Source organism: uncultured Roseovarius sp. (assembly GCF_947259555.1).
In the GTDB taxonomy this organism is placed as follows: domain Bacteria; phylum Pseudomonadota; class Alphaproteobacteria; order Rhodobacterales; family Rhodobacteraceae; genus Roseovarius.
Genome location: NZ_CAMYMD010000108.1, coordinates 1 through 21,401, shown reverse-complemented (window position 1 = coordinate 21,401; position 21,401 = coordinate 1). Strand labels below are relative to the sequence as shown.

Annotated in this window: 19 protein-coding genes and 1 tRNA gene; 13 read left to right on the top strand and 7 right to left on the bottom strand. The window is 61.7% G+C overall.

Annotated features, from left to right (window positions below; genetic code table 11):
* Positions 1–77: 77 nt before the first annotated feature.
* Genes Q0X85_RS19170 through Q0X85_RS19160 form a run of 3 tightly spaced genes read left to right on the top strand, consistent with a single transcriptional unit; the run spans position 78 to position 2,933 of the window.
* Positions 78–896, top strand: coding sequence for a RibD family protein (locus tag Q0X85_RS19170; RefSeq protein WP_297774690.1), 819 nt, complete (start codon positions 78–80; stop codon positions 894–896).
* Positions 896–1,870, top strand: a complete 975-nt coding sequence (locus Q0X85_RS19165) for a zinc-binding alcohol dehydrogenase (RefSeq protein ID WP_297774688.1) — start codon at positions 896–898, stop codon at positions 1,868–1,870. Before Q0X85_RS19170 ends, Q0X85_RS19165 begins: the two co-directional genes overlap by 1 nt.
* Positions 1,860–2,933, top strand: a complete 1,074-nt coding sequence (locus Q0X85_RS19160) for a glycosyltransferase family 4 protein (protein WP_297774687.1) — start codon at positions 1,860–1,862, stop codon at positions 2,931–2,933. The genes Q0X85_RS19165 and Q0X85_RS19160 overlap by 11 nt, the downstream gene beginning before the upstream one ends.
* A gap of 134 nt (positions 2,934–3,067) precedes the next feature.
* On the opposite strand, the gene glnA is transcribed toward Q0X85_RS19160, so the two are convergent.
* Together glnA and Q0X85_RS19150 are read right to left on the bottom strand one after the other, a co-directional pair.
* On the bottom strand, positions 3,068–4,474 hold the full coding sequence (glnA, locus tag Q0X85_RS19155) for a type I glutamate--ammonia ligase (RefSeq protein ID WP_297774686.1): 1,407 nt from the start codon (positions 4,472–4,474) through the stop codon (positions 3,068–3,070).
* A gap of 32 nt (positions 4,475–4,506) precedes the next feature.
* Positions 4,507–4,845, bottom strand: a complete 339-nt coding sequence (locus Q0X85_RS19150; RefSeq protein ID WP_297774684.1) for a P-II family nitrogen regulator — start codon at positions 4,843–4,845, stop codon at positions 4,507–4,509.
* A 175-nt stretch (positions 4,846–5,020) separates the two neighbouring features.
* Between Q0X85_RS19150 and Q0X85_RS19145 the strand changes: the two genes are divergently transcribed.
* The gene (locus Q0X85_RS19145; RefSeq protein ID WP_297774683.1) at positions 5,021–6,532 is read left to right on the top strand and encodes an NAD(P)H-hydrate dehydratase; all 1,512 of its coding nucleotides are present in this window, start codon (positions 5,021–5,023) and stop codon (positions 6,530–6,532) included.
* On the opposite strand, the gene Q0X85_RS19140 is transcribed toward Q0X85_RS19145, so the two are convergent.
* Entirely contained in the window at positions 6,529–7,029 is a 501-nt protein-coding gene (locus Q0X85_RS19140; RefSeq protein ID WP_297774682.1) for a Hint domain-containing protein, read from the bottom strand. The two genes, Q0X85_RS19145 and Q0X85_RS19140, sit on opposite strands and share 4 nt — an antisense overlap.
* 177 nt (positions 7,030–7,206) lie before the next feature.
* On the opposite strand from Q0X85_RS19140, the gene Q0X85_RS19135 reads away from it, so the two are divergent.
* The 7 genes from Q0X85_RS19135 (at position 7,207) to Q0X85_RS19105 (ending at position 15,165) form a co-directional block, all read left to right on the top strand.
* Positions 7,207–7,291 (top strand) — tRNA-Leu (locus tag Q0X85_RS19135).
* An 815-nt stretch (positions 7,292–8,106) separates the two neighbouring features.
* On the top strand, positions 8,107–9,912 hold the full coding sequence (locus Q0X85_RS19130) for a fatty acyl-AMP ligase (protein WP_297774681.1): 1,806 nt from the start codon (positions 8,107–8,109) through the stop codon (positions 9,910–9,912).
* On the top strand, positions 9,909–10,871 hold the full coding sequence (locus Q0X85_RS19125; protein WP_297774679.1) for an NAD(P)-dependent oxidoreductase: 963 nt from the start codon (positions 9,909–9,911) through the stop codon (positions 10,869–10,871). Before Q0X85_RS19130 ends, Q0X85_RS19125 begins: the two co-directional genes overlap by 4 nt.
* Positions 10,861–11,127 (top strand): acyl carrier protein, encoded by a 267-nt coding sequence (locus tag Q0X85_RS19120; RefSeq protein ID WP_297774677.1) that lies wholly within the window; start codon positions 10,861–10,863, stop codon positions 11,125–11,127. The genes Q0X85_RS19125 and Q0X85_RS19120 overlap by 11 nt, the downstream gene beginning before the upstream one ends.
* Positions 11,124–12,332, top strand: a complete 1,209-nt coding sequence (locus Q0X85_RS19115) for an aminotransferase class I/II-fold pyridoxal phosphate-dependent enzyme (protein ID WP_297774675.1) — start codon at positions 11,124–11,126, stop codon at positions 12,330–12,332. Before Q0X85_RS19120 ends, Q0X85_RS19115 begins: the two co-directional genes overlap by 4 nt.
* Before the next feature lie 57 nt (positions 12,333–12,389).
* On the top strand, positions 12,390–13,331 hold the full coding sequence (locus Q0X85_RS19110; protein ID WP_297774674.1) for a metallophosphoesterase: 942 nt from the start codon (positions 12,390–12,392) through the stop codon (positions 13,329–13,331).
* Between the two features lie 130 nt (positions 13,332–13,461).
* Positions 13,462–15,165 carry an ABC transporter ATP-binding protein gene (locus Q0X85_RS19105; RefSeq protein ID WP_297774673.1) on the top strand — a complete coding sequence of 568 codons (1,704 nt, stop codon included), beginning with the start codon at positions 13,462–13,464 and terminating at the stop codon, positions 15,163–15,165.
* Here the strand turns inward: Q0X85_RS19105 and Q0X85_RS19100 are convergent.
* The 4 genes from Q0X85_RS19100 to Q0X85_RS19085 are packed head-to-tail and all read right to left on the bottom strand — an operon-like array spanning position 15,152 to position 18,973.
* The gene (locus Q0X85_RS19100) at positions 15,152–16,330 is read right to left on the bottom strand and encodes a mitochondrial fission ELM1 family protein (RefSeq protein ID WP_297774672.1); all 1,179 of its coding nucleotides are present in this window, start codon (positions 16,328–16,330) and stop codon (positions 15,152–15,154) included. The genes Q0X85_RS19105 and Q0X85_RS19100 overlap by 14 nt on opposite strands.
* Positions 16,323–17,273 (bottom strand): lysophospholipid acyltransferase family protein, encoded by a 951-nt coding sequence (locus tag Q0X85_RS19095; RefSeq protein ID WP_297774670.1) that lies wholly within the window; start codon positions 17,271–17,273, stop codon positions 16,323–16,325. The genes Q0X85_RS19100 and Q0X85_RS19095 overlap by 8 nt, the downstream gene beginning before the upstream one ends.
* 55 nt (positions 17,274–17,328) lie before the next feature.
* A complete protein-coding gene (locus Q0X85_RS19090; RefSeq protein ID WP_297774669.1) occupies positions 17,329–17,976 on the bottom strand; it encodes a sterol desaturase family protein in 648 nt (215 codons plus the stop codon).
* Between the two features lie 13 nt (positions 17,977–17,989).
* Positions 17,990–18,973 (bottom strand): lauroyl acyltransferase, encoded by a 984-nt coding sequence (locus tag Q0X85_RS19085; protein WP_297774668.1) that lies wholly within the window; start codon positions 18,971–18,973, stop codon positions 17,990–17,992.
* A gap of 237 nt (positions 18,974–19,210) precedes the next feature.
* Between Q0X85_RS19085 and Q0X85_RS19080 the strand changes: the two genes are divergently transcribed.
* Entirely contained in the window at positions 19,211–20,359 is a 1,149-nt protein-coding gene (locus Q0X85_RS19080) for an N-acetyltransferase (protein ID WP_297774666.1), read from the top strand.
* A gap of 47 nt (positions 20,360–20,406) precedes the next feature.
* Complete coding sequence (locus tag Q0X85_RS19075; RefSeq protein WP_297774665.1) at positions 20,407–21,228, top strand: nucleotidyltransferase family protein; 822 nt, start codon at positions 20,407–20,409, stop codon at positions 21,226–21,228.
* Positions 21,229–21,401 lie beyond the last annotated feature (173 nt).

Below are 21,401 nucleotides of genomic sequence, written 5' to 3'. Positions count from 1 at the left end.
ATCTCTGGTAGGCTGATGAGTAAAATTCCGACCCTTCCCCGCCATCGGCGATGGCAAACCCCTGAACGGAGCTTTGGATGCAGACTGCCGATGTAACACCCAAGGTCTGGGAACGGATTCTGTCCACGCGCAACGGGCAAGCATGCCTGTGCTGTGGCGACTGGACTCAAGGCGAGCGTGCCGCCATTGATCTCTATGGCTCAATGATAGCGGCTCCGGGCGCGTGTCACATGGTGGCGCAGATCGGCCAATCACTTGATGGACGCGTGGCCACCGTGTCGGGTGACGCGGCGGATGTGTCAGGGCCGGACGGGCTTGCGCATCTGCACCGGATGCGCGCTTTGGTCGATGCCGTGGTCGTCGGCGTCAAGACCGCTCTGCACGACAACCCAAGGCTGAGCGTGCGCCTTGTGCCGGGCCGAAATCCGGCGCGTGTGGTGATCGACCCCTCGGGTCGGTTGCCCAATGATGCGCGGCTTTTTGCCGAGGATGGGACACGTAGATTGGTGATCCAGACCGTTGATACGCCGCGCCCTGCCGGGGTCGAGGTGATCAGGCTGCCACGCAACGAGTGGATATCGCCCGCCGCGATCGTGTCGGGCTTGCGTGAGAAGGGATTGCATCATTTGATGATCGAGGGCGGCGCGATCACCATCGCCCGGTTTCTCGAGGCTGACCTTTTGTCCCGGCTGCATGTGGCGGTCGCACCACTGCTGATCGGGGCGGGACCGCAGGGCCTGACCACTCGGCCCGTGGCCAAACTGGCAGAGGCACGCCGTCCCGAGACGCAGGTCTATGGGCTTGGTAGCGATGTGGTCTTTGATTGCCTCGTCGGAGCGCGCGCCGAGGCGAGGGCCTGGCCCCATGCGGAACCCGCCGCCGTGTTGCAAGGCTGATGCCTGACCCCGTTGATACGCGCGCGCTCTGGATCACTGGTCCGCGCCGGTCCGAGATCATGCCGGTGCGCTACGCACTTGCAGCAGAGCAGTACGACATCAAGACGCTTTACACCGGGATCAGCCGAGGCACCGAACGATTGGTGTTCGAAGGTCGTGTGCCAGAGCGGGAGCACGCCAATATGCGCGCGCCCCTGCAAGAGGGCGAGTTTTCGTTTCCCGTCAAGTATGGCTATAGCGCTGTGGGCCGCGTGCTCGGTTCGGACGCGGAGGAGGGCAGAATTGTTTTTGCCCTGCATCCGCATCAGGTGCGCTTTCCCTGTCCCGAGGCGATGGCGGTTCCGGTGCCTGAGGGGGTGCCGCCCGCACGGGCGATCCTCGGGGCCAATATGGAAACCGCCCTCAATATTGTGTGGGACGCGCATGTGCAGCCCGGTGACCGTGTGGCAGTGGTGGGGGCCGGTACCGTGGGAGCGCTGGTTGGTTACCTCGCTGCTCGCATTCCGGGCACCGAGGTCTGTCTGGTCGATTTGGACAGCCGGCGCGGGGCTCTCGCGTCCGCTCTGGGATGTGATTTTGCCCTGCCAACGGCGGCGCGCGCAGAGGCCGACGTGGTGGTTCATGCCTCGGCAAGTGACGCCGGATTGGAAACCGCGCTTGCCCTTGCAGGGTTGGAAGCCCCGATAATCGAGGCAAGCTGGTATGGCACAGCGCGATCAACCGTGAGCCTTGGCGATGTGTTCCACCAGCGGCGACTTCGGCTCGTGTCGTCGCAGGTTGGCCGGATTCCAGCGGATCATGCCGCACGTTGGACCCATCGCAGACGGCTGGAGATGGCGCTGCGGCTGCTCGTTGATCCGGCACTGGATGCTTTGATTTCCGGCGAGAGCCACTTTGACGACCTGCCGCGTGACTATGCCGAAATCCTGTCATCTGCCGAAACGCTCTGTCACCGTGTCCGCTATGACGACTGAGCGCGGTGGCGGGATGGCGTTGGCCGTGCCGGGCGACATCTCGACACTGACTGGCGGATATATTTACGATCGGCGGCTGGCCGATGCTCTGACGGGGCTTGGCTATTGCGTGCGGTACCTGTCTTTCGGGGACAGTTTTCCGCACCCTTCGGCGGCGGACATGACGGATGCTCTGGCGCAACTTGCAGCATTGCCGCGCGATTGCCCGGTGCTGGTCGATGGTCTGGCCTTTGGCGCGCTGGAGACCAAGGCGCTGGCCAATGTTCGTGCGCCGCTGGTCGCTCTGGTGCATCATCCTCTGGCGCTGGAGCCGGGGCTGAGCGAGGGGCAGGCGCGGGACATGGCCGCCCGTGAGAGCGCTAACCTGGCGCTCGCCCGGCATATTGTTGTCACAAGCCCGCATATCGCAGGACTGTTGATGGCGGAATACGCCGTGGCGCCCCACAGGATCAGCGTCGCTCAGCCCGGCTTTGATCCGCCGACAGCCAAAACCGTCATACGTGAGACGCCGCCGCTCATTCTGTCGGTCGGGCTGTTGGCCCGGCGCAAGGGGCATGACATCCTTTTGCACGCGCTGGCGAGGATTGCCGATCTGGACTGGCAGGCCAAGATCGTGGGGCGCGCGCATGAGCCGTACACCGCAAGCGCGCTCCACGATATGTGCGTCGATCTCGGGCTGGAGCAACGCGTGCAGCTTGTCGGCGAGGTTTCGCAGCCCGTGCTCGATGCGCTCTATCGGCGGGCCAGTCTCTTTGCGCTTGCGACGCGGTATGAGGGCTATGGTATCGTCTTTGCCGAGGCGATGGGGCATGGACTGCCCATTGTCAGTACCCGTGCCGGCGCGGTGCCCGACACGGTGGCTGCGGATGCGGGGCTTTTGGTGGTCCCCGAAGATCCCATTGCTTTTGCAAATGCCCTGCGTCGAATGTTGAGCGATCCGGAGTTTCAAGGCGGCTGTTCCGCCGGGGCACAACGGGCCGCCACTGGTTTGCCCGGCTGGGACGATGCCGCGCGGGTGGCCGCGCGGGCGCTCTTCGCGACGGAACCTGCGGACGAGACCTGACTATCGGGCGTCCGTCTGGCGCGTTGCCAAGGATTGTGCGCCCGGACACGAAAAAGACCTGTCGCCAGATTGGCAACAGGTCTCTCAAGGTGGTCAGGTCAGGCCCGGCGTTGTGGGGGCCGGGCCGTCTTTTATCAGCAGCTGTAATACATGCCGAATTCGACCGGGTGCGGCGTGTGCTCGTACTGGTGCACCTCGTCCATTTTCAGGGCGATGTAGCCTTCGATCTGGTCCTTTGTGAACACGTCGCCCGCAAGAAGGAAGTCGTGATCCGAGGCAAGCGCGTCGAGTGCTTCGCGCAACGAGCCGCAGACCGTCGGGATGCCTTCGAGCTCTTCGGCGGGCAGATCATAGAGGTTCTTGTCCATCGCCTCACCGGGGTCGATCTTGGATTTGATCCCGTCGAGACCGGCCATAAGCAACGCGGCGAACGCGAGGTAGGGGTTGGCCGCCGGATCGGGGAAACGAGCCTCGACGCGCTTGGCCTTGGGGCTCTCTGTCCACGGGATACGCACGCAGCCCGAGCGGTTGCGAGCCGAGTAGGCGCGCAGCACAGGAGCCTCGAACCCGGGGATAAGACGCTTGTAGCTGTTGGTCGACGGGTTGGTGAAGGCATTGAGCGTCTTGGCGTGCTTGAGGATGCCACCGATGAAATACAGCGCTTCCTGGCTGAGATCAGCATACTTGTCACCGGCAAAGAGCGGCTTGCCGTCTTTCCAGATCGACATGTTGACATGCATCCCCGACCCGTTGTCGCCATAGATCGGCTTGGGCATGAACGTGGCCGACTTGCCATAAGCCTGCGCGACGTTGTGGATGATGTACTTGTATTTCTGGATCTCGTCTGCCTGCTTGGTGAGCGAGCCAAAGATCAGGCCCAATTCATGCTGACAGCTAGCCACCTCGTGGTGATGCTTGTCGACCTTCATGCCAACGCGCTTCATGGTCGAGAGCATTTCGGCGCGGATGTCCTGCGCATCATCCACCGGGTTGACCGGAAAGTAGCCGCCCTTGAGGCCTGGGCGATGGCCGGTATTGCCCATCTCATATTCGGTGTCGGTGTTCCACGATGCGTCCATCGCATCAACTTCGTAAGACACCTTGTTGATACTGTTGGAAAAACGCACGTCGTCAAACAGAAAGAACTCGGCTTCGGGGCCAAAGAAGGCGCTGTCGCCAATACCCGAGGACTTGAGATAGGCCTCGGCCTTTTCCGCAGTGCCGCGCGGATCGCGAGCGTAGGCCTCGCCGGTGTCGGGCTCGACGATCGAGCAGTGCATGCAGAGGGTCTTTTCGGCGTAGAACGGATCGACATAGGCACTGTCGGTGTCCGGCATCAGCTTCATGTCGGAGGCTTCGATCGACTTCCAGCCAGCGATCGACGATCCGTCGAACATGAACCCTTCGTCAATGAAATCCTCGTCAACCAGATCGGCCACAACGGTCACGTGCTGAAGCTTGCCGCGCGCGTCGGTGAAACGGATGTCGACATAGTCGATATCGTCGTCCTTGATCAGCTTGAGAACTGCGTCCTTGCTCATTCTCTTTTTCCTTTTCTTGCTGGAGTAGATGTTCAGAGCGCGTCCGAGCCGGTCTCACCGGTACGGATGCGGATGGCCTGTTCCACGGGGCTGACGAAAATCTTGCCGTCGCCGATCTTGTCGGTTTTGGCGGCGTCGACGATCGCTTCTATTGCGGCGTCAACCTGATCATCGTCGAGAACCACGTCGATCTTTACCTTGGGCAGGAAATCAACCACGTACTCGGCCCCGCGATAGAGCTCCGTGTGGCCTTTCTGACGGCCAAATCCCTTGACTTCGATCACCGACAGGCCCTGAATGCCGGCGTCCTGAAGCGCTTCTTTCACCTCGTCGAGTTTGAAGGGCTTGATGATCGCTTCGATCTTTTTCATCGGCTTCGGCCTCCCGGATTGACGTTTCGCAACGTGCAGAGCACTTCTGGGGAACGGGCTCAATCGGTTACGGTCGGCAATCGTTGCGCGTCCGCTAGTGAATGAACGGCACGCGTTAAAAATGTGCGTGATGATGATTTTTTAGGCGAAATTGAAACGCGGAGTGCGCGACGAGATGAATATACTGACTGCAGCGCAGATGCGCGCCGAGGAAACGGCCGCCATTGAGTCGGGGATCACGACCGGTTGCGCGTTGATGGAGCGGGCGGGACAGGGTTTGCTCGATGCAATTCTCAACCGTTGGCCCGATCTGGCCGCTGTGCCACATCGTGCGGCCGTACTATGCGGCCCGGGAAACAATGGCGGCGACGGCTTTGTTGTGGCGAGGCTGATGAAGGCGCGCGGCTGGCAGGTCAGCGTGTTCTTGTTGGGCAGTGCGGAGCAACTGCCGCCGGATGCGCGGGCGAATTATGATCGCTGGCATGCAGGTGATGACGTTGCCCCGCTTGACGCTGCGCGCGATGCTCAGGCAGATGTTTACGTCGACGCGCTCTTTGGCACTGGTCTCACGCGGCCTCTGGAGGGGCACGCGTTGTCCTGGGCGCAGGGAGGATGCCGGGGCAGAGTTGTGGCTGTCGATCTGCCGTCAGGGCTGTGCGGTGACAGTGGTCGTGTGCTCGGCACTGCCGCGGTTCGAGCTGATCTCACTGTTACGTTTCACCGTGCCAAATGCGGGCATTACCTCGATGCCGGGCCGCAGCATTGTGGCCGCCTTTCGTTGGTCGATATCGGCTTGCCGGACCGTTCGGTCGAGGGCGCAACACACCGCGTTGCGCGGCCTTGTTCCGATGTGTCCAAAAAAGACGATTATGGCCACAAGTACAGCAGCGGTCACGCGCTGGTGTTGAGCGGTGGGGCCGGGGCCACAGGTGCGGCGCGATTGGCGGCGCGCGGTGCCTTGCGCGTCGGGGCGGGCGTGGTCACGCTTGGGGTGCCGCCATCTGCACAGCTGGAAGTTTCGACGCAGATCACCGCTTTGATGCTGCGCAGGATCTCGGCGCCGGATGATCTGGCCGGCAGCCTGAAAGATCGGCGGATCACGGCGCTCTGTCTCGGGCCGGGGTTGGGTCAGGCGCGTGCGCGGGCGCTTGTGCCGGTGGCGCTGCATGCGCCTCACGCGCCGGGCGTTGTGCTTGATGCCGATGCGTTGACCGCCTATGCCGAGGTGCCCGAAATCCTGTTTGATATGTTGCACCAAGACTGTGTGCTCACGCCGCATGCCGGGGAGTTCGGGCGGCTTTTCCCGGATCTGGCTGAAGGCGTCACGGGAGATGCGGTCAAGGGGCCCGCCCGCTCCAAACTGGATGCCACAAAAGAGGCCGCGCACCGCGCCGGCTGTGTGGTGCTTTTGAAAGGGCCGGATACGGTCATTGCGGCCCCGGACGGACGCTGTGTCATCCATGCCGCATGCTATGATGACGCCGTGCCGTGGCTCGCGACAGCCGGGGCGGGGGATGTGTTGGCCGGGTTCATCGCCGGATTGATGGCGCGCGATATGACGTCATGGCAAGCGACTCAGTCTGCGGCTTGGCTGCACGCCGCCTGCGCGCGCGTGTTCGGCCCGGGATTGATCGCAGAGGACCTGCCTGAAGCTTTGCCGCGCGTGCTGCGTGAGTTCGTCGCCTAAACGACGCGCGCCGTTAGCGGCATATCCGCGCTGCTGCTCAGTTCGAGCCCATCCACGTAAATCAAATGCGGGGCCGCAAAATCGAGCGTGTAGAGCGTCATGGTCGTCGTGTCCGGGTCCAATGTGACGAATTCTCCGTCGACCAGCCGTTCTACCGGAACAAGAGCGCGTGATGCACCAAAGAGTGCCTGCGCACGCCAGTCCCGTACAAGGATTGGCTGTGCCGCGGGGAGCGTCACATCGCGTTCGGGGCGCGTATGGCCCAATGATCCGGCCTTGATCCGGACTGCCCGCGTGCGCGTCTCTCGTTGCGTCACATTTTCTAGTACTGCAAATCCGCTGTCACGGGTGATGACACGGTCACCGGGCCGCAGATCGGTGATACGACGCTCTCCGTCGAGTGTGAGAATGATGCTCTCGGCCAACAGACCGGATGTATCCACAGGGGCCAAGACGGCCAATTCGCCGTCTGTCCGCCCGACCGTTTTCGGTTTCATGGCGTATCTCGCTTGTTAACTGCCTCAGTTTTTTTCATCACAATATGGCAAGATTGGGTTAATGTCGCGCCTTTTTTTAGGACGCGATGCAGGCCGGGTGACCGCATTTTCCTCTCGCATCCGTCGGGTCGCTTTGCTAGAGAACGCGCCAGCGGCGCCAATATTGGTGCCGCAATTGCGGGTGTGGCGGAATTGGTAGACGCACCAGATTTAGGTTCTGGCGGAGCAATCCGTGGGGGTTCGAGTCCCTTCACCCGCACCATACGACAGCCGCGCAGGAAAGCTGGACGAACGGCTTTGAACACATCTGTGCGACGTTTTGATTATATTCGGTAATATTTGGTGAATGGCCGGTTTGGACCCGTGATCATGTTACGGCTTGGAAACCATTTGTTACATGAAGTGCAAGATGTTGCCGATGCGTTTCAGGCCCGGTCGCGGCGGGTTTCAGAGAGCCGTTTCACCCGTCACAAGACGGCGTTTCCGCGCCGCTTTCGATGCTTTGATTACCGGTTCTGGGTCCGGGCTCAATTCATGTGCTGGGCCCGGATCGGTCGCGGCGCAGATCTGCATTGTGCTCGCCCAAACTGATGGTCTTGGTATCAGGCCGGATACCGCCAGGATCGCACGTCGTGAATGGACTAGGTAATATATCATAAATATCTGTAATAAAAAGATAATATGAGATATCGAGGACCGCGTAGTATGCATGTGTATACGCGAAGCGCCATAGCGATGCGGGTCGGACGACGCATCTCTGCTGCCGCGTTCTCGACCGTGCCAAACATCCGTCGCTCAAACGGGGTAGGGGCGCGCATCCGTGTCACCTGTCTCTCGCTCCAAATCGCCACTGTCGGCGTCCGTCGACGCACCAGCCCCGCGCTCTCGACTTTGGTGCAGTGTCGCGGGGGATAACGGCGGTGGGACTGCACTTTCGTCCGAAACGGGCCGGGGACGTCCCTCGCCGCAGACTTGACGCGAAACCGCGGCTTGTGCCAGTAGATGCCCCCATGCAATACACTTGGTATGACGACGTGAAAACCGAAGATATTCGGAAACGAAACAAGGATAATTGAGATGCAGGCGACAGGCAGTTCGCACGCCCTCGCTTTGCGACGGGCAGACTTCCCGACTCTTAAAGAAGCTCTCGACTACGCTGCACAAGGTCAAACCGGCGTTAACTTTTACAACGCTCGTGGTGAAGTCTATGCCAGTGCGACTTATCGCGACCTGAAGCGCGATGCGGTAGCGCTTGCGCGGCGCATGTTGGGTCTCGGCCTGGAGCCGGGTGCCAGGGTGGGGCTTGTCGCCGAAACGTCGCCGCATTTTGTGCGTTTCTTCTGGGCTTGCCAGTATGCCGGTCTGGTGCCTGTGCCGCTGCCTGCCACAATGCATATCGGTGGCCATGCAGGGTATGTCGCGCAGCTTCGCGGTTTGATTGAAAATTGCGGCGCGTCGGTGGCCATGGCTCCCGTCGAGTGGATGAGCTTTCTCGAAGAAGCGACTGCCGATGCCGCTCTGACCTTTGTCGGAACTCCGGACGACTTCGACGCTCTTGATCCATCGGTGCAAGACCTGCCGTCGATCGCGCCGGACAGCATCGCTTATATACAGTATACATCGGGCAGCACCCGGTTTCCGCGTGGTGTGGTGATCGACCAAGCCACCGTTCTGGCCAACATCCGCGATATGGCAGAGCACGGCCTCAAGATGGCCTCGGATGACCGCTTTGGCTCTTGGCTGCCATTCTACCATGACATGGGCCTTGTCGCCTTCATCATGATGCCGATGGCGACCCAACGGTCAGTCGACTTCCTGGGCACCCAGGATTTCGCGATGCGGCCGCGCAAGTGGCTGGAAATGATGTCGGCCAATCGAACCACGATCACCTCGGGCCCTCCGTTCGGCTATGATCTGGCGGCGATGCGCGTGCGCGCGAGCGATGCCGAAAAGTGGGACCTGAGCGCCCTGCGCGTTGCCTGTGTGGGCGCGGAGATGATCAATCCCGAACCGCTACAACGCTTTGCCGAGGCGCTGGCCCCTGCCGGGTTCAAGTCGACCGCGTTCCTGCCATGCTATGGCATGGCCGAATGCTCGCTCGGCATCAGCTTTGCGGGGCTCGATGAGGAACTCAAGATCGATTATGTCGATGCTGAAAACATGCAGCAAGACAGCGTTGCAAACCCGCTCGTTCCAGAAGAGGCCCTGAAAGCCAAACGCCGCGTCTCTCGCTTTGTCGATTGCGGCGCGTTGTTGCCAAGCTTTGACATCGCGATCCGGGACGAAAACGGCAATGATCTGCCCGAGCGTCACGCCGGTGTCGTTCACCTGCGCGGTCCCAGTGTGATGAGCCGTTATTTCAAGGATGAGGGAATGACGCGCGAAACGCTGAGCGCCGATGGCTGGCTCGATACGGGCGATATCGGGTATCTCGCGAATGGTCGGCTGTTCGTGACCGGGCGCAAGAAGGACATGATCATCATTCATGGCCGCAATATCTGGCCCGAAGATCTGGAATACATCGCCAAGACGCAACCCGGTGTGAACTACACCGATGCCGCTGCGTTCTCGGTTCCGTCGGAGAAGGATCAGCAGGAGACCGCCGTTCTGGTGATCCAATGCCGCGAGCGGGACGAGATCAAGCGCGCGCGTCTGGTCAAGACCATCGCGTCGCTGGTGCGCTCGGAATTCGGGATCGACTGCGTGATCGAACTGGTGCCAACCCGCACCTTGCCCCGCACATCGTCGGGCAAGCTGGCGCGGGCGCGGGCGCGGCTCGATTTCCTTGGGCGGCGGCGTGCGGCGGGCGCGGAGGTCAAACCCGAGCCCATCGACACCGCACCGGTTGATCACGACAGGGCACCGATCCGTAATATCGCATGAGCACAGCCGTCGCCGTGACCGGTGCGTCTGGGTTTGTCGGGCAGGCCCTTGTGGCGCACCTGCTCGCGTCCGGGCGGCCTGTAAGGGCGCTGGTGCACCGCAAGCCGCTGGCGATCAGCCATCCCGGACTGGAAATCGTGCAGGGTGAATTGTCTGACGAAGGCACCCTGCGCGGACTGATGGACGGCGCAGGCAGCGTGATCCACGTGGCGGGTAAGGTGCGCGGTCGGGATGAGGCCGACTTTCTACCGGTCAATGCCGAAGGCGTTGCAGGGGTTGCGCGTGTCGCGCGCGAGGCCCCTTCGGTCTCTCGTTTCGTGCTGATGTCGTCACTGGCCGCGCGTGAGCCCGGACTGTCCCCCTATGCCGCGAGCAAGCGGGCGGGCGAGGCGATGCTGGCAGAGGTCGCCGAAGGCAGCGAGCTGTGCTGCGCCGTTCTGCGGCCCCCGGCGATCTACGGCCCCGGCGATCAAGAGCTTTTGCCGCTGTTGCAGCTGATGGCGCGGGGGGTCGTGCCGATGCCCGGGGCTGCGGGCGCGCGCGCCTCTCTGTTGCATGTGGATGACCTTGCGAAAGCTGCGGTCAAACTTCTGGACAGCCCGGCGCAGGGTACTTATGAACTCCACGATGGCCATGATGCAGGATATAGCTGGGACGAGATCGCGACCATTGTCGAGAGCGTGGCGGGCCGCGGTCGCGGCTGGCGCCTGAAACTGCCCGAGAGCGTTTTGCGGTCCATTGCAACGGTAAATCTGATGGCTGCCCGTGTCTTTGGCTACATGCCGATGATGACACCCGGCAAGATCAACGAGCTTCGCCACCCCGATTGGGTGTGCGACAATACTGAAATAACACTGGCCACCGGCTGGCAGCCGGATATCTCTCTGCAGGACGGTCTGTCTCCGCTCTTGCCGGGACGCACCGCCAAAACTCGTGAAGGTAAATCTAATGTCACATGAGACCCAAGACCTGGACCAGGAGATCATGCAGACGCTGCTGACGCATCTGGCGCGGTTTCCCACCAAGTCGGACGAGCTGAACGCGCAAACCGACCTGGCCGCCGATATGAACATCGACTCGGTCAACATGATGGAGCTTTTGATGGAGGTCGAGGATACCTTCGACATCAGCTTTCCGTTGAACATGATGGCCAACGTCAATACGGTTCAGGACCTCGCCGATCAAATCAAGCAACTGGTTGAGAACAGGCCATGAGTATTTCAGACCGCTTCGCCGAACTGGCGCATATTCGGGATTCGCTGGGGGCCGTCGAGGCCGATCCCAGCCGGATCGTCATGGAAAAGATCCTGTCGCCCACCGAGGCGCTGATCGCGGGCAAGCGCACGATCCTTGTTGGCACCAACAACTATCTTGGCCTGACCTTCGAGCCGGAGTTGCTCGACGCGGCCTGTGCCGCGATGCATGAGCAGGGCAGCGGCACCACCGGGTCCCGCATGGCCAATGGCAGCTTTGCCGGGCACGCCGCGCTGGAGCGCGATTTCGCGGAGTTCTACGGCGTGCCGTCGGCGATGATTTTTTCAACCGGATACCAGACCAATCTGGGCCTCTTGATGGGCATCCTGCGCCCGGGCGACAAGGTCGTGCTCGACAGCCACAGCCACGCCTGTATCTATGACGGCTGTCGCATCAGCGGGGCCGATTTTCTGGCGTTCCGGCACAATGACCCCGAAGACTTGCGCAAGCGCCTGCGCCGCCTGGGCGGCGAGGCCGAGGGCGCGCTGGTCATTGCCGAAGGACTCTACAGCATGCTGGGCGATGTCGCGCCGCTGGCCGATCTATGTGCCGTGGCCAAGGAATATGGCGCCTGGTTCATGGTCGATGAGGCGCATTCATTCGGTGTCTATGGCGAGAGAGGGCTGGGCCTTTGCGAAGAGGCGGGTATTCTCGATCAGGTCGATTTCATCACCGGCACGTTCAGTAAGAGCCTGGCCTCGCTGGGTGGTTTCTGCGTCAGCCGCCACCCCGAGATGCAGCTTTTGCGGTATGGCAGCCGCCCCTATATCTTCACCGCGTCGTCGAGCCCGGCCAATATCGCCGCCGCCGATGCCGCCTTGCGCGCGATCCGCACCCGGCCCGAGATCAAGGACAAGCTCTGGGCCAATGCCAATCGTCTTTATGACGGGCTCGAGGGGCAGGGTTACGAGCTTGCGTCGACCGTCAGCCCGGTGATTGCGGTGCGTGTGCCCTCCAAGGAAGAGGGGGCGCGGCTCTGGAATGCGCTGCTCGACGAGGGGGTCTATGTCAACCTGGTGCTGCCGCCCGCAGCGCCCGATTCGGCGGCACTCTTGCGGTGCAGCCTGAGCGCCGCGCACAGCTTTGAGCAGATCGACGCCATTCTGAGCGCGTTCAAGGCGGTCAGTGCCGGATCGGACAGAGCCGTCGGCGCAAGCGCGCATTAGGCATCCAGCCCGCGCGCCCGGCGCGCGAGACCCGTTTCGGACATGGTGGCGATGGCAATGCAGGGACCCGAAAGCAACACACCCGCAGGGGTGACACTCGCGCATATTTCGGACCCGCATCTGCCTTTGCCGGTGAAGGTGCCGTTGCGCGAGGTGTTGAACAAGCGCCTTCTCGGGCTGCTGTCCTGGCGCACCAAGCGGCACCGCCGCCACCGTCCCGAAATCCTGGCGCGTCTGGTTGCGGACATGCAGGGCCATGCGCCGGACCTGATCATGGTCAGCGGTGACTTGACCAATCTTGGTCTCGAAAGCGAGTATCGCGCGGCGCGGCACTGGCTGGATGCCTTGGGCGACGCGTCCCGCGTGATGACGATTCCCGGCAACCACGAGGCGCTGGTGGCCGGGGCCTGGGACAAGGGTGCCGCGCAATGGCAGCCCTATTGGCAAGGCGATGCGGTATCCGGGGCCCCTGACCTGTCACGCGCCTTTCCGGTGCTACGCCGACGTGGTGCGCTTGCCCTGATCGGCGTGTCCAGCGCCGTGGTGTCGCCGCTTGGGTTTGCCGTGGGCGAGGTGGGGGCTGCACAACGTGAGCGACTTGCTGCGCTGCTGCGCCAAACACGGGAGGAGGGATTGTTTCGTCTGTTGATGATCCATCATCCGCCGTTGCCGGGCACAGTTTCACCGCGCAAGCACCTGCGCGATCACGCCGAGTTCTGCGCACTGCTTGAACGCGAAGGTGTTGAGTTGGTCCTGCATGGCCATAGCCACCGCAGCCATCACCAGATGCTGCCCACGTGCGACGGACCGGCCCCGGTGATCGGCGTGCCCTCGGCGTCGTCAATGCATCACGAACCGGCGGCCTATCACCTTTATCGGATTGCGCCCGGCCATGGGGGCTGGCAGGTGACGCTGCGCGCGCGGCGTCTGGGGTCGGATCAGACGATAGAGGCGGGGCGATGCGAAAGCCTGGCAATCTCACGCCGGCACGCGGCATGAGGAGCGCGGCTCAATCGAGCGCCACGCCGGCACCGCTGCACGTGGTAGGCGGTTCGATCTCGTGTTATCGACACGCGAAACGCGCACCTTTCATGCGCCAGATGTTCGGCTAATTGACGAAGGACCACCCATGCGTTTGATGCTGCACCTCTTCCGCGCCTATCCAATGGCCAGTTTTCTAATGGTCGTCGCGCTGTTTTTCTCGGGCCTGGCCGAGGGTTTGGGCCTCTCGGCGTTACTTCCGATGCTCAAGATCGCGCTCTATGCAGACGAAGGCGCCGCAAACGTTGAGCCGCCCGGAGAGTTGGAGCAGGCGGTTCTGGATGTGCTCTTGTGGCTGGGGATTCCGGTCACCCTCGGGGCGTTGCTCGTGTTGATCGTGGTCGCGGCATTCTTCAAGGCGATCCTGCTTTTGGTTGCACAGCGGCAGGTCGGCTATACTGCGGCACAGGTCGCGACCGATCTGCGGCTTGAGACGTTGCGTAACATGATGCGCAGCCGCTGGAGTTTTTTCCTGCATCAGCCTGCGGGCAAGCTGAGCAATGCACTGGCGACCGAGGCGCAGCGAGCGGCTGATGCCTATATGAACGGGGCGACGGCGCTCACGTTTTTCATTCAGGCGCTGGTCTATGGTACGGTAGCGGTTCTGGTATCATGGCAGGCGACGCTGCTCAGTTTGATTGGCGGGGCCGTGATCATCTGGTTATCGCATTTCCTCGTGCGCGTGACCCGCAAGGCGGGCAAGAAGCAGACCGAACTGATGGTGTCCCTAATGTCGCATCTGACCGACACCCTGCAATCGGTGAAGCCGCTCAAGGCGATGGCACGCGAAAACCTCGCGGATCAGCTTTTGCATCACGAGACCAATCGTCTCAACAAGGCATTGCGGCGTCAGGTTCTGGCCAGCGCAGGGCTCAATTCCGGGCAGGACCTGATGTTCATCATCGTCATCGCGTTCGGGATTTACCTCGCCTTGGGAATCCTCTCCATGGAGTTTGCGACCGTGCTTATTCTGGCGGTGACCTTGGGGCGTGCTTTCAATTTCCTTGGCAAGGTTCAGAAGCAGTATCAGAAACTGGCCCAGAGCGAGAGCGCCTATTGGTCCTTGAAGGAAACCAATCGTCGCGCAGAAGAGGAGCGGGAACATCTCGGCGGGCATGTGGCCCCGGCTCTGGAGACGGGTATCGAACTGCGCGGTATCAATTTTTCCTATGATGGCAATCCTGTGTTCACTGGTCTTGACCTGGATATACCGGCGCATCGGATGACCACCCTTGTAGGGCCATCCGGGTCGGGCAAGACCACGGTTATAGATCTGGTGATCGGGCTTTTGCGTCCCGAGGCGGGCACGATCAAGGTCGACGGGGTGGCGTTTGAGCAGATCGAGCTTACCGAATGGCGCCGAATGGTGGGCTATGTGCCGCAGGAGACCGTTCTGCTGCATGACAGCATCCTTCACAATGTTACGCTCGGCGACCCGGGCATGTCAGAGGGGCGCGTCGAAGAAGCGCTGAAGAAAGCGGGGGCATGGGACTTTGTCAGTGCCCTGCCGGAGGGGATACATACCGTGGTCGGCGAACGCGGCGGGCGGCTGTCGGGCGGACAACGTCAGCGCATCGCCATTGCGCGAGCCCTGATCAACGACCCGACACTGCTGATCCTCGACGAGGCGACAAGCGCGCTCGACCCTGAAAGCGAGGCGGCGATCATCAAGACGATGCGCGCATTGAGGGATCAATTGACGATCCTCGCCATCACTCATAACAGCCGTTTGTCTGATGCCGCCGACATTGTTCACCGGCTGGGGCCGGGGGGCAAGTTCAAAGCTGGCTAATGCGTTCTGCGCGGCGGCTTGTCCCGGGTGTGCCCGGCGGCACCGTTTCCATTAGCCGACCGATGCGGTCAATGGCACGCTCCATGTCGCTCGGAGGGGGTGTCTGTCGCTCTGCGGGTATTGGATCACCCAGCCAGCCCATACGACCCGACTGCACCAGCCTGAGATGCATCTGGCTTATATCGCGCGACAGGTGCTTCCAGCCCCACCGCATCAGGCCGCGATAGGCAAGCGATCCGAGCGACAGGTCGGGGCGGTCGGTGTCCTGCCGGATCAAGGCCCGGGCCTGCCCTGTCTCGCCAAGCGCCAGTAGCATGTCACGACGCATACTCAGACGCCCTGCGCTTGTGTCGAACATGTGCACGGGTTTGCCGCTGGCATAGGCCTCTGACAGCATCGAGATACTGTCGGCGGTGACGATGACTTCATCCGCGAGGGCCAGAAACCCCAGATAGGGATTGTCGGGGTCGCCCGGTTGCCAGCGATAGAGTTGCATCGGCACCTCGGACTGAGCGGCAAAGGCGTCGATGGCTGTCGCCGGTGTCCGTGCGCTCGAGCTGATCAGCAGCGATGCACCGCGCTGTCGCGCTAGGCCCAGCGTATCGCGCACCAGCCTCTCTGCGGCGCGCGGGCCAAAAGCGTAGGGTCCGCTGGTGCCGCCGATATTCACTGTCAGATAGGGGCGCGGCAGATGCGACAGGGCAGGGCCCCAGCGGGCCGCTGCCTTGGCAAGTGGTTCGGGGCCGAGAGGATGAAGCGGCAGGGCGTTGCGCAGCACGTTGGGCCGGTCCGGCACGCGGTATTGCGGGGTGGTGATCACCAGGTCGAACTGTTCGGGGTCGGCCCAGAGACGGCCCAGAAAGACCAGCCGGGTGCGGCCCCCGGATTGATCGCGAATCCAGCGCGCCACCGGTTCGTTTCGCATGCCCATCGAGAGCACGAGATCGGGCCAGGGCGGTGCGAGCGCGTCGGAATGCGCAAGATCAATGCCGCGCAGATCGCTGCCGCGCAGCAGGTTGGTGCGCATCTCGTATTTGCGATAGCGCAGGGTCTTGATCTCGTAGGGCCAGCCAAGCCCCTCGGCGAGCGCGCGCAACTGGGTCTTTTCGCCGGAGCGGTAGGCATCCACGACCCAGACGCGCGGGGTCTCAACCGGCTCAGACATCGGCATCCTGTGGCGCGAGGCCGTGTTTGGGCCAGCGGCGTTTCATGCAGATCCATTCGCCGGGAAACTCGCGGATCCAGTCCTCGAAGCGCTGGTTTAGCTGATGGGTGAGGTCGATGATCTGATCGGACCGGGGCGCGTCCGGGTTGCGCGGGACAAGCGGGGCTTCGACCTCGATCCGGAACCGGCAATCCGGCAAGCGCACTGTGCGAATGGGCAGCAGCGCATGGCCGCGCATTGACAGCATCGCGGGCAAGGTGCTGGTCGGGGTGGGCGTGTCGAAGAACGGCACCATTTCCCCTTGGTCAACCCGCGTATCGAACGCCGCACCGACCGAGTTGCCCGCCGTCAGTTCACGCAGGAACGTGCGCGCGCCCCCGGCACTCGGCACCAGCGGGCCGCCGAAATCGCGCCGCCGCGCGAGAAAGAAGCGGTGCAGCCAGGGATTGGGCTCTGGTGCGTAGATCACGGAAATGTTCAAATCACATTCACGTCCGATCAGGTTGCAGAGTTGCCATGCGCCGACATGCGCCGTGGCAAAGACGATGGCCTCCTTGCGGGCGATGATGTCCTTTGCTGCCGGATGGATCGAGACCTCCAGATAACGCGCGCGCCGCGGCCAAATCCTCCCGAGCAGGAACAGTTCCGCCGCCGCCAGGCCGGTCGTACGAAAGATTTGCCGGACCAGGTTCTCGCGCTCGCTTTCGCTGGCCTCGGGCAAAACGGTGAACAGGTTGCGCCGCACCACCCAGCGCTTCTGGGCGTTCCAATAGCCCAAGGTGCCGATCGTACTTGCGAAGAGGCGCGCGACCACGGGAAACGGCAGCGCCTTGGCAAAGCCCAGCAGGGCGTAGAACGCCGCCGCCTCGATCATCCAGATTGGCGTTTGCACCCATCGAAACCGGTTCACCAGCCCCTTGGGCAACAAGTAGTTTTTGGCCATCGACAGACCCCAACCCGGAGCGGCGGTATAGAGAAGAGAGAGGCAGGCCCGAGGCCTAGCCTCTGTTCGGTTTCTCCGGCTTGGACGGGTAGGTATTAAACACCCAATCCCAGAACGGAGTGCTGACCCCGTAGCGCCCGTCATCATCCGAGAAATGATGCCGCATATGATAATGCTTGAGGAACTTCAGCAGCGGATGCCGCATTGGAAAGTGATGCGTGGCATAGTGGATATAGTCGTAGATCAGATATCCGATGATGAAGAACCCGGTAAAGGGCTCGGCCCAGGGGTAGGGCAGGACCAGCCAGAACATCAGGTAGAGCACCGCGATGATCGGCAGCGCCCCGGCGGGCGGCATGAGCAAGCGGGTCTTGTCCTGCGGCGTGTCGTGATGCACCCCGTGGAACAGATAGATAAAGCGGCGGCCCAGATCGGTCTTGGGCTCGAAGTGGAACAGGTAGCGATGCAGCAGGTATTCGGCCAGCGTCCAGGTCACGAGGCCCGCCACGCCGATGAGCGCCAAGCCGGCCAAGCCGATCTGATGAAACGTCACCGCGCGCACCAGTAGCCAGATCGCGACCGGGCCCCATACCAGGAGCGGGACAATCGGGTGAACATGGCTCAGCTTTTCAAGGATCGGATTCTTGAACAGGCGCACCGACTCGTCGACGCGGTGGGTGCGACTCGGTTGATGGTTGGACATGGTTTGGCTCCAGTTATTCGGCTGCTCTGCGTGGTTGTATATATATGTCGGTTTTAGCCCGGAGAACAGAAGATGGCCAGATTTTGCTGGTACACAGCCATTCGCCGGGCCGTGCCTTGATCCAGTCCTCGAACTTGTCGTTGATCTGGTGGGCAAGATCAACGGCCTGACCGTCGCGATCTGCGCTGAGGTCGCTCGGAACCAGTGGCGCATGAAAGCGTACGCGAAACCGCGCGCCGGGCAGGCGTTCTGCCTGAACGGGCACCAGCGGCACGCCAAACCGCAAGGCAAGACGCGCGGGCAGGATGGACGATGCCTTGTCCTCGCCGAAGAACGGGATCGGCTTTCCGCCCTCGATGCGTCTGTCTGTGATCATTGTCGGGGAACGACCGGCCTTGAGCGCGTCCATGAACGCGCGCAACCCGTCCTCTCGCGACACCAGGTCACAGCCCAAAGCCTCCCGATAGTTTAGCATGATGCGGTCAAGCCAGGGATTTGACAGCGGTGCGTACATCGCACAGGACGGCAATCCCAGGCGCGTGATCGCCAGGGCGATCACCTCCCAGTTGGCCATATGCGCGGACACAAAAACCGCCGGCTGATCGGGTTCGCTATAGGCGGGAATTTGCTCAAGGATCTCTATTTCGATGCGATCCCCGCGAGGATCACCGATCCTTTTCAAATTGGGATACTCCGCCAGAACCGCCCCCGCATTCGCCCAGACCTCGCCAGCAAGCCGATTGACGTCTTCGGGAGATCTGTCCGGCAATGCCAGTGTCAGGTTGGCCCGCACATGACGGTTGCGCTGTTTGGCGATCTTGCCAAAGATCCTCCCGAGACGCGCGCCGAATGCAGAGCTCCAACGTACTGGAAGCACTCTGAAAAGTCCCATAACGGCGCCGACGAAAATCAGATCGAGGAACCAAAGCGTATTCCGTGCGACCGCATTGTCGAGCGCCTTGTCCCGAAACGTGTTTCCAAGGATGAATTTGGCCAATGAGACTCGACTTCTTCTTGTGCAATGTGGATACTCGCGCCGTTATTTGAGGTTAGGTGCGGGAATTGCAAGCGGTTTCCAAGATTTGTGCATCCGGGTCCATCCCGGAGCCATGGGTGAGTGTACCGTACGACCTCGGAGTGTCCCGAACCGGGATGCGGACAGGCTCAGTTTATCTCCTGTCGGTCTCTCGTGCAAATGCGCGGAAGGTCACAGCCACTGCAAGAAAGGCCCTCCATGTCATCTGCAACCACTGACCTCGATCAGATTAGCCTCGTCGAGGCCAGGACCGGTCAAGCTTTACAGGACTTTCTGCACCTCCCCGAGCGTATCTATGCAGATGATCCAGCATGGGTTGCGCCGTTGCTGTTTGAGCAAAAACAGCGCGTGTTCGAGAACAAGCCGCTTTTCGCGCATTGCGAGGTCGCGGCCTGGGTGGCTTACCGCGACGGGGTGCCCGTTGGTCGGATCACCGCGCAGCTTGATCAGATGCAGCCCGAGGACGAGGCGGGCAAGATCGGCTATTTCGGCATGCTGGAGGCGGTGGATGACCGGGCTGTCTTCGACACGCTCTTCGAGACGGCACAGGGCTGGCTGCGTGCGCGCGGTGCAGCGTCGGTGCGGGGCCCCTACAACCTGTCCATAAATGAGGATCTGGGCCTTTTGGTCGATAATTTCGAGGACCCGCCGTTCATCATGATGGGCCATGCGCCGCGTTATTATTCCGAGCGACTGGAAGAGCAGGGCTTCGAGACGGTCAAGAACCTGCTCACCTACAAGGTGCAGCCCGATTTCGTGGCCCCTGATGTGATGCAGAAACTGGCCACCCGCGCCAGCCGGACCGTGAAGATCCGCACGCTCGACCGCAAGAACAAGGCTGCCGATTTCGAGGCCATGCGTGAAATGTTCAACGATGGGTGGTCGGACAACTGGGGTTTCGTGCCCTTCACCCATGCGGAATTCGAGGAAACCGCCAAGGTACTGTCGCTGCTGTTGCCCGACGATTTCATCCAGATCGCCGAGATCGAGGGACGGCCCGTAGCCTTCATCACTGCGTTTCCCAACATCAACGAACTGATCGGTGATTTGCGCGGCAGGCTTTTGCCGTTCGGCTGGGCGAAACTGCTGTGGCGGATCAAGGTCAGGGGCGCGCGCAGCGCGCGGGTCGCGCTGATGGGCGTGCGCAAGGAATACCAGTATTCGCGGCTTGGCCCGACGCTTGCCTTTCTGGTGATCGACGCAGTGCGCAAGGCGATGGTGCAACGGAACGTCACATCCGTCGAAATGGGCTGGGTTCTGGAAGACAATGATGGCATGCGTCATATCATCGAGGCGATCGGCAGCACGATCTACAAACGGTATCGCGTCTACCAGAAAACCTTGTAGGTCGGTCGAGACCGGATCAGAATCGAAGACGCTAGGAAAGTGAGACCGTGACAGCCTTTACCTCAGTAATCCTCGCCGGTGAGAGAGCCGATAGCGATCCGCTGCGCGATGAAACCGGTGTCGCCTGCAAGGCGTTGCTCGACATAGACGGAACGATCATGATCCGGCGCGTGATCAATGCGCTGGACGGCGCCGCATCCATCGACTCGATCCATCTGAGCGGCCCAACGGAGGCCTGCGTCAAGAGCGACCCCGGGCTTGCGGGCCTCATTGAGGAGAACCACATCGACTGGACCCCGCCCGGGCCCTCGCCCAGCACCAGCGCCCATGACATGCTGGGCCGGTTTCCCGAAACCCAGCCGGTTCTGATCACCACTGCCGATCATCCCCTGCTGACCGCTGAGATCGTCGATCATTTCTGCCGCGACAGCGTGCAATCGGGCTGTGACGTCGTCGTCGGTCTGGCCCCTTATGACCTGGTGCGACAGACCTATCCGGATTTGAAAAAGACCGTTCTGCGGTTCCGGGATGGTGGGTATTGTGGCTGCAATCTCTTCGCCTTTCTGACGGCAGACGGGCGACGCGTGGCCGATTTCTGGCGGCAGGTCGAAAAGGACCGCAAGAAGCCGCTGGTGGTCATCCGGCTGCTGGGGCTGTGGGCGCTGTTGCGCTACAAGATGGGCTGGCTGAGCCTCGATGCCGCGCTCGCAGGTCTGTCGCGACGGGTGGGGCTGCGCATCGGCGTGGTGATCCTGCCCTATGCGCATGCCTCTGTGGATGTCGACTCGGTCTCGGATTACCTGCTGGTGCAGCGCTATAGCAAGGAAGCATCGGTGCGTGGAGCGGAGCCGGAACCGGGCGCGGGTTGATCGGTTCGTGGTGCGGGCCGGTGGGAATATTGGCCTGGAGCGGACATTCATTGCTAACGAGACAAGCCGCGCGGTGCCTGACCGCCGGGTGGGCGCAGCAACCTCTGTGGATCGCACTTTATGCCAGCCAAGCACTCCCGCGTTTTCAATGGCTTGAAACGTTGCAAAAGCGC

Excerpts from the sequence above, each read along its gene's own strand:
- Q0X85_RS19170 (WP_297774690.1), top strand. The coding sequence starts at position 78 with ATGCAGACTGCCGATGTAACACCCAAGGTCTGGGAACGGATTCTGTCC.
- Q0X85_RS19165 (WP_297774688.1), top strand. The coding sequence starts at position 896 with ATGCCTGACCCCGTTGATACGCGCGCGCTCTGGATCACTGGTCCGCGC.
- Q0X85_RS19160 (WP_297774687.1), top strand. The coding sequence starts at position 1,860 with ATGACGACTGAGCGCGGTGGCGGGATGGCGTTGGCCGTGCCGGGCGAC.
- glnA (WP_297774686.1), bottom strand. The coding sequence starts at position 4,474 with ATGAGCAAGGACGCAGTTCTCAAGCTGATCAAGGACGACGATATCGAC.
- Q0X85_RS19150 (WP_297774684.1), bottom strand. The coding sequence starts at position 4,845 with ATGAAAAAGATCGAAGCGATCATCAAGCCCTTCAAACTCGACGAGGTG.
- Q0X85_RS19145 (WP_297774683.1), top strand. The coding sequence starts at position 5,021 with ATGAATATACTGACTGCAGCGCAGATGCGCGCCGAGGAAACGGCCGCC.
- Q0X85_RS19140 (WP_297774682.1), bottom strand. The coding sequence starts at position 7,029 with ATGAAACCGAAAACGGTCGGGCGGACAGACGGCGAATTGGCCGTCTTG.
- Q0X85_RS19130 (WP_297774681.1), top strand. The coding sequence starts at position 8,107 with ATGCAGGCGACAGGCAGTTCGCACGCCCTCGCTTTGCGACGGGCAGAC.
- Q0X85_RS19125 (WP_297774679.1), top strand. The coding sequence starts at position 9,909 with ATGAGCACAGCCGTCGCCGTGACCGGTGCGTCTGGGTTTGTCGGGCAG.
- Q0X85_RS19120 (WP_297774677.1), top strand. The coding sequence starts at position 10,861 with ATGTCACATGAGACCCAAGACCTGGACCAGGAGATCATGCAGACGCTG.
- Q0X85_RS19115 (WP_297774675.1), top strand. The coding sequence starts at position 11,124 with ATGAGTATTTCAGACCGCTTCGCCGAACTGGCGCATATTCGGGATTCG.
- Q0X85_RS19110 (WP_297774674.1), top strand. The coding sequence starts at position 12,390 with ATGCAGGGACCCGAAAGCAACACACCCGCAGGGGTGACACTCGCGCAT.
- Q0X85_RS19105 (WP_297774673.1), top strand. The coding sequence starts at position 13,462 with ATGCGTTTGATGCTGCACCTCTTCCGCGCCTATCCAATGGCCAGTTTT.
- Q0X85_RS19100 (WP_297774672.1), bottom strand. The coding sequence starts at position 16,330 with ATGTCTGAGCCGGTTGAGACCCCGCGCGTCTGGGTCGTGGATGCCTAC.
- Q0X85_RS19095 (WP_297774670.1), bottom strand. The coding sequence starts at position 17,273 with ATGGCCAAAAACTACTTGTTGCCCAAGGGGCTGGTGAACCGGTTTCGA.
- Q0X85_RS19090 (WP_297774669.1), bottom strand. The coding sequence starts at position 17,976 with ATGTCCAACCATCAACCGAGTCGCACCCACCGCGTCGACGAGTCGGTG.
- Q0X85_RS19080 (WP_297774666.1), top strand. The coding sequence starts at position 19,211 with ATGTCATCTGCAACCACTGACCTCGATCAGATTAGCCTCGTCGAGGCC.